Source organism: Mesorhizobium sp. M0778 (assembly GCF_040320105.1).
Classification (GTDB): Bacteria; Pseudomonadota; Alphaproteobacteria; order Rhizobiales; family Rhizobiaceae; genus Mesorhizobium.
The window spans coordinates 143148-150327 of the sequence record NZ_JAMYPA010000014.1 but is presented as its reverse complement, the minus strand read 5'-3'; the positions used below and the strand labels follow the sequence as shown (position 1 = coordinate 150327).

Here is a 7180-nt window from a genome sequence, read left to right as displayed (position 1 = left end):
CCCAAACCCACTGGCCGCGGGGCGGCGCCCTCTCGTTTTTTTTGTGGTGGCTCCCCCCCCCCCACACCCCCGCCTTTCCTCCGGGCCCGCCCCCACCCGCGGGGGGGGCGCCCTCCCCCCCCCCCCCCACCGCTGGTGGATCACTCGAAGTCCTTGACGTTCTGCAGCGTCACCAGTCCGGCGCCGGTATCCACATTGGCCTCGACGGGTTCCCCACGGATGGCCCTGACGACGGTGTCGATGCCAAGCTCGCCCATTTTTGCAGGAAATTGAGCTACGCTGGCGTCCTCCGCCCCTGACTTGATCGCTTCGATCTCACCGCAGCAGGCGTCAAAGCCGACCACTATGAGGTTGTCGTTGGCAATGCCTGCATTGCTGATCGACTTGACGGCTCCAGGGATCGGCGGGCCGCAGGCCGCGTAGATTGCCTTGAGATCAGGATTGGCCGTCAGAATGTCTTCGGTCACTGACGTGCCAAGTTCCAGCGTGCAGTTGGTTGCACCTTTGCCGACGACCTCGACCTTTACCTCACCCAGTCCCTCCATCATGCCCGTGACCCGGTCATCCAGAGCCGGCACCCCGGGAACGCCTTGCAGAATACCGATCTTGTCACCGCTCTTGAGCACCGTCTTCAGGTATTCTCCGGCGATCTTGCCGCCATTGAGGTTATTGGTCGATACCAACGCCGTCTGGCCTTTCCAGTTGGGGATGCTGTTGTCGACGAGAACCACCTTGATGCCGGCGGCCACCGCCTTGTCGAGCGCCGGCGCGACCGTCGGGTCGACCGGAGTGATTGCAAGCCCTTTGACGCCTTGCGTGATCATGGATTCGATCAGAGCGATCTGGCCTTCAATGTCGGTGGCCGCCTGGCCCTGGCCGGTGACCAGTTCGATCTCCGGATGAGCGGCCGCGTATTTTTTGGCGGCGTCCTCCATGGTCGAGTAGAACGGCACCGGGAATTTCGTGATCAGGCCGATCTTGATCTTGTCTGCGGCCGAAGCCGGCATAGAAAACGCAACGGCGATCGCCAGCCCTGCGAACAGTTTTCGGTTCATTGGCATTGTTTTCCTCCCTTGGATTGAGACGCCTCCCTGCGGGAGACGCTTCAGGCATTTGCGGACCGGAACGGTCCCCAAATCTCGAACGGGTCAGGCTCCAACGATCATGGAAACCAGCTCCTGTTTGTTGTCCTTGGTCGGCACCAGTTCGCCGACCCTGCGGCCCTGGCGAAGCACCACCGCGCGATCGGCGAGTTCGACGACGTGTTCCATGTTGTGAGTGATCAGGATGACGGCATTGCCCTGGTCGCGGAGCGCAGCAACCAGATTGAGCACCTGCCGTGATTCACGCAGGCCGAGTGCGGCGGTCGGCTCATCCAGAATGACAACCTTGCGGGCGAATACGGTCGAGCGGGCCACGGCAATGGCTTGTCTTTGTCCACCCGACATCATGGCGACGACGGCATCCAGCCGCGGCAACGTGACCTTGAGATTCACCAACAGAGCGCGGGTCTCGGCGTCCATTCGGCGCTGCTGCAGAAATCGCAGGCCGCGCGGAAGCCATTGCGGGCCAGCCAGCTCGCGGCCGGCAAAGAAGTTCTGTCCCGGTGTCAGATTGTCGAACAGCGCCAGGTCCTGATAGACGGTCTCGATGCCGGCGAAGCGCGCATCCGCAGGGGAGCGTATCTGCGTTGGCGCACCATCCAAAAAGATCGCGCCGGCATCGAGTTGGTGCACCCCGCTGATGCATTTGGTTAGCGTCGATTTACCCGCGCCATTGTCGCCGAGCAGGCCGACGATCTCGCCTCGCCGCACCTCGATGCTGACATCGTCCAGAGCCAGAACCGAACCGAAACGCTTGGTCGCACCGCGTACCGCCAGCACGGGATTGTCCGCGGTGACCGCATGATCGACGTTGGCCGCAGCAGCGCTCATGACTGCCTCCCGGCTTGCATGACACGCACACGCCCTTCGAGGTAATTGCGCAGCACGTCGGACTCGACCGCTATGACGATGACCACGCCGATGACGATGAGCTGGAAAAAGACGTTGACGTTGAGCAGGTTGAGCGCGTTGCGGATAACGCCGATCATGATGGCGCCGATCAAGGCATGGCCGAGGTGGCCGCGACCACCAAGAAAGCTGGCGCCGCCAATGATCACCGCCGCGATCGTATCCAGTTCCAGCAGATTGCCGAAGAGCGGCGAACCGGCGTCGGTGCGGCCGGCAAGGATGACTGAACCGATGCCGGCGCACAGCCCTGAGATGACATAGACGGAAACCAGGACCCAGGACACGGGAATACCCATGCGCAACGCAGCGTCGGGCCGGCCGCCAACCGCATAAATCCAGCGCCCCCAGACCATGGTTTTAGCCATGACGAAAAGCACCGCGGCAACGCCGGCAACAACGAAAACCGATCCAGGCAGACCCCAGACCGCGTCGCGGCCAAGCGCATCGATCGAATCCGGCATGCCAGGGATGGCGCGGCCATCGGCCAGTTGCAGCGCCAACCCCTTGGCGATGCTCAATGTTGCCAGCGTGATGATGAAAGGATGCGGCAGTCGGCCGAAGACATAGAAGAGCCCGTTGATCGCGCCGACCGCGGCACCGCAGCCAACCATCACCGCGATCACAACGATGGCGGGGGCGCCAGCATGAAAGCTCAGCGCGCCAACGACGGAAGCCAGCGCAAGGTTCGAGCCGACGGAGAGATCGATGCCGCGTGTCAGGATGACCAGATGCTGGCCCATCGCCACAACCGAGATGACGGCCGTCTGGGCGAGGATGTTGCTGAGATTGCGTCCTGTCAGGAAATAGGGTGACAGAAAGCTGAGGACGGCGACCAGCAGCACCAGGATGACGACCGGACCAGCGCTCAGCAGCATCAGGCCAAGCGCAAGGCCGGGGACGGCTTCTGACTTCCTGGATGCCGGCAACGCGGCCTCGCCGACAGTCGTGCCGGTGTTTCCCGTTTCAGGCAAATTTCCCTTCCCCGCCGCAGCTTGTGCGAGCCGCGTCGTCAAAAACTCAGTTCGTGTTCAGGTCCTCTTCTTATCGATAAAAAACAACTGGTGTAGGCGGGTCAAGTTGTTTTTTATGGATAAAGTTCATGCTAAAAAGGACAAGGTATTGTTCCAAGGAAATCCGATGAGAACGGACACCGTCTACAAGAAGGCCTTCAATCGAGCTGCAAATATGCTGCGCGACGGACAATTGGCCGGCGAACTTCCTTCCGAAAATGAGCTTAGACGGCGAATGTGCGTCAGCCGCACAACCGTCCGAAAGGTCCTGCGAGAACTTGTTAACCGCGAACTTGTCACCGAACGCCACGGCCTCAGAGCGACGGGCCGCGCGGTCGGCGACAACGACTACTATCCGGACGCCGAAACTACGCCTCGCGCCAAGCATGTCGAACAGCAGTTCATGGAGTGGATGCTGCGGGGTGACACCAGGCCCGGAACCAGCATCAATGAGCTTGAGCTTGCACGGCAATTCGGTGTTGCGACCAATGGAATTCGCGAATTCCTGATCCGCTTCAGCCGGTTTGGACTGATCGAGAAAAGGCCGAATACAGGCTGGCTTTTCAAGGGTTTCACTGAAGACTTTGCACTTGAGCTCTTCGAGATCCGGGTGATGTTTGAACTGCGTTCGGCACAACTGTTTTCACTGCAGCCGAACAGCTCTCCGCTATGGTCGAAACTCGCCGCGCTCAAGATGGCGCATGCCGACCTGCTGGAGCGAATTGAGAGCCGCTTTCACGACTTCTCCGGCCTGGATAACCGGTTCCACCGGCTTATAAACGAGGCATCACCGAACCGCTTCATCGATGATTTCTACGACATCATCATGTTCATTTTTCACTACCACTATCAGTGGAACAAGCAGGACGAAAAGCAGCGCAACCTTGCCGCAATCCACGAACACATTGCCTATATCGATGCGCTTGAGAGCCGCAACGCCACTCGGATTGAGGTAGCCTGCCGAGCGCATCTGGCTTCAGCAAGGGAAACACTGATGCGTTCGCTTACGGGATTTGATGAAACGAGCATCAATGCATAACGAAAGAGCTTTGAACCTGGGGGGCAAACAGCGCGATGCGGGCGTTTATGATCCGAAGCCGAATTGCGGTGACAATGCCCTTCCAGAAAGGGAACCGACGCACCCCTTTGAGACGCGTCGGAAGAAGGTCTACGCGTGGCGGATTTCTGTCCCAAGCACGTTCAGGCACTCGCGGATAAACGCTGCAAGCGCCGTCCAGCCCTTGGCTGAAACCATCGTGCCGTCGACATATGCCTCCGTTGGAGACAGGTCGATATAGGTGCCGCCCGCAAGCGTCACTTCGGGCTCGCATGCCGCCAGTGCGCCGACCTTCTTGCCACGCACGACGCCGTCTACCGCAATCAGGATCTGCACGCCGTGGCAGATCGTGAAAATCGGCTTTTTGGTTTCGTGGAAGTGGCGCACCATCGCCTGCACGCGCTTGTCGGTGCGGATGTATTCGGGCCCACGACCGCCGGCGCAGTACACAGCGTGGTATTGCTCCAGCTGCTTCTCAGCGTCGGAAAAGGTCTTGTTGATCAGCGCATAGTGGCCGAGCTTTTCGGTGTAGGTCTGATCGCCCTCGAAATCGTGCAGCGATGTTTTGATCAGGTCTCCGGCGCTTTTGTCTGGGCACACAACGTGAACCGTGTGGCCCACCGCTTCCATCGCCTGCTGGTAGACGAAGATTTCGTATTCCTCGGTGAATTCACCGGTCAGCATTAGGATCTTTTTGCCTGGCATGGTCGTACCTTTCCTGTGACAACGGCCGGGCGAGACCTGTACTCGCCCGGTGGGTTTGACTTTCTAGAAGGGTGAATCGGGGAAGTATCCTTGGCACTGGCCTGTGATCAAAGACATCGGGACAGTCTCAGTCGAACGCCAGCAACAAACGGTCGCGGGAATGCTCGATATGGCGACGCATCGCCTGCTCGGCAGCGGCAGGATCGGCCGCAGCGAAAGCGGCCAGAATGGCCTCATGCTCGTCGAGCGCCTCCTCGGTGACGCGCGAATGGAACATCAGGCGAAATATGTGGAAGTGGGTATGCTGGTGCGCCAGCGTCTCGCGCACGAGTTCGTTGTTGGCGAATTCCATGACCTTGTCATGGAAAATGGCATCCTGGCGGGCGAAGTTGGAATACCTCAGACGCTCGTCCTTGCCTTCACGGCGCGCCATGACGCCCGCCGATTCCTGAAGCTGTGCGAGCTTTACCTCGTCCATGAGCGCGGCTGCCTTGGCCGCGCCATGAGGCTCGAGCAGCAGGCGAAGCTCGTAGAGCTCGTCAAACCGTCGTTTCGTGATCTGCGGCGCAGCGCGGTAACCGATCAGATGCGTCTTCAGCACCAGGCCTTCGCCTTCGAGCCGGCCGAGCGCCTCGCGGATCGGCGTGTGGGAGACGTTGAATTCCTTGACCAGACTGTCGACCGTGATGCGCGAGCCCGGCGCAATCTTCAGCGACATGAGTTGCGCAAAAATCGCTTCGTAGACGTCCTCAACCAGGCTGCTGGAGCGCTGGATACGCCCGCCGGCGAGGTTCGGTTCATCTAGACTGGGTAAGTTCATGGCCTGCATTTTTTGCCCCTTGACACATTGAGTTGCTAACACGATGCTTCGGCCAATGCAATCCTATATCCTATACGATTTTATAGAGGATATAATTTGAGGCTGGTTCAAGACAAAGCAATCGTACTTGCGGTGGCCCTGCTGGAGCAGCGGGCCGACTCCGCGGGCCGGGCTTCCTCACCGTCCGAGCCTGAACGGACCGTCAGCGCTCCGGGCGATGGTTCAACGCGTCGGAACGCAAGCGTGCTGCAAGTGGGGTTTGACGTCAAACCCAGCCTTTGGGCCGAGTTGAACGGCCTTTCGCATTCCAATCCAGACATCATCACAGGATGCAGATAATGAGCCTTTTCGCTGCCATAAGGCTGCCGCGCGAAATCCTCTTCGGGAAGGGCCAACGCCACGTCATTCCGGTTGTCGCGGCCAGGCTCGGGCGTCGCGTGCTCGTCTGCACCGATGAACGTTTTGCCGCAACGGGCCCGTTTGGAGAGATCGTCGCGGCGCTGCGAGCCAGCTCGATAGACGTACTGGTGCATGACCGCGTGCTACCCGACGTTCCCCGGGACACCGTTGCCGTCTGCGTCGAGGAAGCACGGAGGTTCGCGCCCGACATGGTGATCGGCATTGGCGGCGGCAGTTGTCTCGATATGGCCAAATGCGCCGCGTTGCTCATCACTCACGGCGGTCAGCTCCAGGATTACTACGGCGAGTTCAAGGTGCCCGGCCCGACGCTGCCGCTGATCGCGGTGCCGACGACAGCCGGCACGGGCTCTGAAGTGACCCCGGTCGCCGTAATCTCCGATCCGGATCGCACCCTGAAGGTCGGCATCTCCAGCCCATATCTGATCGCGGCCGCGGCCATCTGCGATCCTGAACTGACGATGACATGCCCGCCGGCATTGACGGCGATCGCAGGCGCCGATGCGCTGACGCATGCAATCGAGGCCTTCACCGCCGTCAGGCGGGGGACCGATCCCGGCCTTCCGCAGAAACATGTCTTTATCGGCAAAACCGCTTTGACCGATCATTTCGCCCTGCTGGCGATCAAGCTGCTTGGCCGAAGCCTTGAAACGGCATACCGCCAGCCCTCTGACGAGGACGCCCGGGCCGACGTGATGATGGGTGCACTGGCCGCCGGCTGTGCGTTCGGAACGGCCGGCACAGCGGCAGCGCACGCCGTGCAATACCCGGTTGGCGCGATAACCCACACCCCTCACGGACTGGGTGTCGCCACCATGCTGCCATACGTCATGAAGTACAACAAAACAGCCGCAGCGACCGAGATGGCCGAGATCGCCGACGCGCTCTGCCTCGATGCAAAGGGCTGTACGCCCGAAGAGTTGGCCGACGCGACCATTGGCGAGGTCAGTCGGCTGTTTGGGGCAATCGGGATCACCCCCTCGTTGGCCGAACTGGGGCTGCCCGCCGATAAGCTCGATTGGACGGCCGAACAAGCGATTGGTATCGAGCGCCTCATCAAGAACAATCCGCGTCCATTCGACTTGGGGTCCATGCGACGCCTGGTCCAGGCCGCCTTTGATGGCGACCTCGCCAGCATCATGTAACAATCGGGAATATC

The 7180-nt window shown here is 60.3% G+C and carries 7 protein-coding genes; 2 read left to right on the top strand and 5 right to left on the bottom strand.

Features of this window, described 5'->3' with window-relative positions:
• Positions 1–140 precede the first annotated feature (140 nt).
• From NKI22_RS20410 to NKI22_RS20400, 3 genes are all read right to left on the bottom strand, one after another.
• Positions 141–1055 (bottom strand): sugar ABC transporter substrate-binding protein, encoded by a 915-nt coding sequence (locus NKI22_RS20410; RefSeq protein ID WP_156948053.1) that lies wholly within the window; start codon positions 1053–1055, stop codon positions 141–143.
• Between the two features lie 93 nt (positions 1056–1148).
• Positions 1149–1934, bottom strand: a complete 786-nt coding sequence (locus NKI22_RS20405; protein ID WP_023718514.1) for an ATP-binding cassette domain-containing protein — start codon at positions 1932–1934, stop codon at positions 1149–1151.
• On the bottom strand, positions 1931–2983 hold the full coding sequence (locus tag NKI22_RS20400) for an ABC transporter permease (protein ID WP_352484917.1): 1053 nt from the start codon (positions 2981–2983) through the stop codon (positions 1931–1933). The genes NKI22_RS20405 and NKI22_RS20400 overlap by 4 nt, the downstream gene beginning before the upstream one ends.
• Positions 2984–3149: 166 nt before the next feature.
• On the opposite strand from NKI22_RS20400, the gene NKI22_RS20395 reads away from it, so the two are divergent.
• A complete protein-coding gene (locus NKI22_RS20395; RefSeq protein ID WP_352484916.1) occupies positions 3150–4061 on the top strand; it encodes a GntR family transcriptional regulator in 912 nt (303 codons plus the stop codon).
• Positions 4062–4190: 129 nt separating this feature from the next.
• Here the strand turns inward: NKI22_RS20395 and NKI22_RS20390 are convergent, their stop codons facing one another.
• On the bottom strand, positions 4191–4784 hold the full coding sequence (locus tag NKI22_RS20390; RefSeq protein ID WP_023718517.1) for a DJ-1/PfpI family protein: 594 nt from the start codon (positions 4782–4784) through the stop codon (positions 4191–4193).
• A 127-nt stretch (positions 4785–4911) separates the two neighbouring features.
• The gene (locus tag NKI22_RS20385) at positions 4912–5604 is read right to left on the bottom strand and encodes a GntR family transcriptional regulator (protein ID WP_352484920.1); all 693 of its coding nucleotides are present in this window, start codon (positions 5602–5604) and stop codon (positions 4912–4914) included.
• 338 nt (positions 5605–5942) lie between these two features.
• Between NKI22_RS20385 and NKI22_RS20380 the strand changes: the two genes are divergently transcribed.
• Positions 5943–7166 carry an iron-containing alcohol dehydrogenase gene (locus NKI22_RS20380; protein WP_352484915.1) on the top strand — a complete coding sequence of 408 codons (1224 nt, stop codon included), beginning with the start codon at positions 5943–5945 and terminating at the stop codon, positions 7164–7166.
• The last annotated feature ends 14 nt before the right edge of the window (positions 7167–7180 follow it).

Bases quoted from the DNA above. Each gene is read 5' to 3' on its own strand.
- NKI22_RS20410 (WP_156948053.1), bottom strand. From the start codon at position 1,055: ATGAACCGAAAACTGTTCGCAGGGCTGGCGATCGCCGTTGCGTTTTCT.
- NKI22_RS20405 (WP_023718514.1), bottom strand. From the start codon at position 1,934: ATGAGCGCTGCTGCGGCCAACGTCGATCATGCGGTCACCGCGGACAAT.
- NKI22_RS20395 (WP_352484916.1), top strand. From the start codon at position 3,150: ATGAGAACGGACACCGTCTACAAGAAGGCCTTCAATCGAGCTGCAAAT.
- NKI22_RS20390 (WP_023718517.1), bottom strand. From the start codon at position 4,784: ATGCCAGGCAAAAAGATCCTAATGCTGACCGGTGAATTCACCGAGGAA.
- NKI22_RS20385 (WP_352484920.1), bottom strand. From the start codon at position 5,604: ATGAACTTACCCAGTCTAGATGAACCGAACCTCGCCGGCGGGCGTATC.
- NKI22_RS20380 (WP_352484915.1), top strand. From the start codon at position 5,943: ATGAGCCTTTTCGCTGCCATAAGGCTGCCGCGCGAAATCCTCTTCGGG.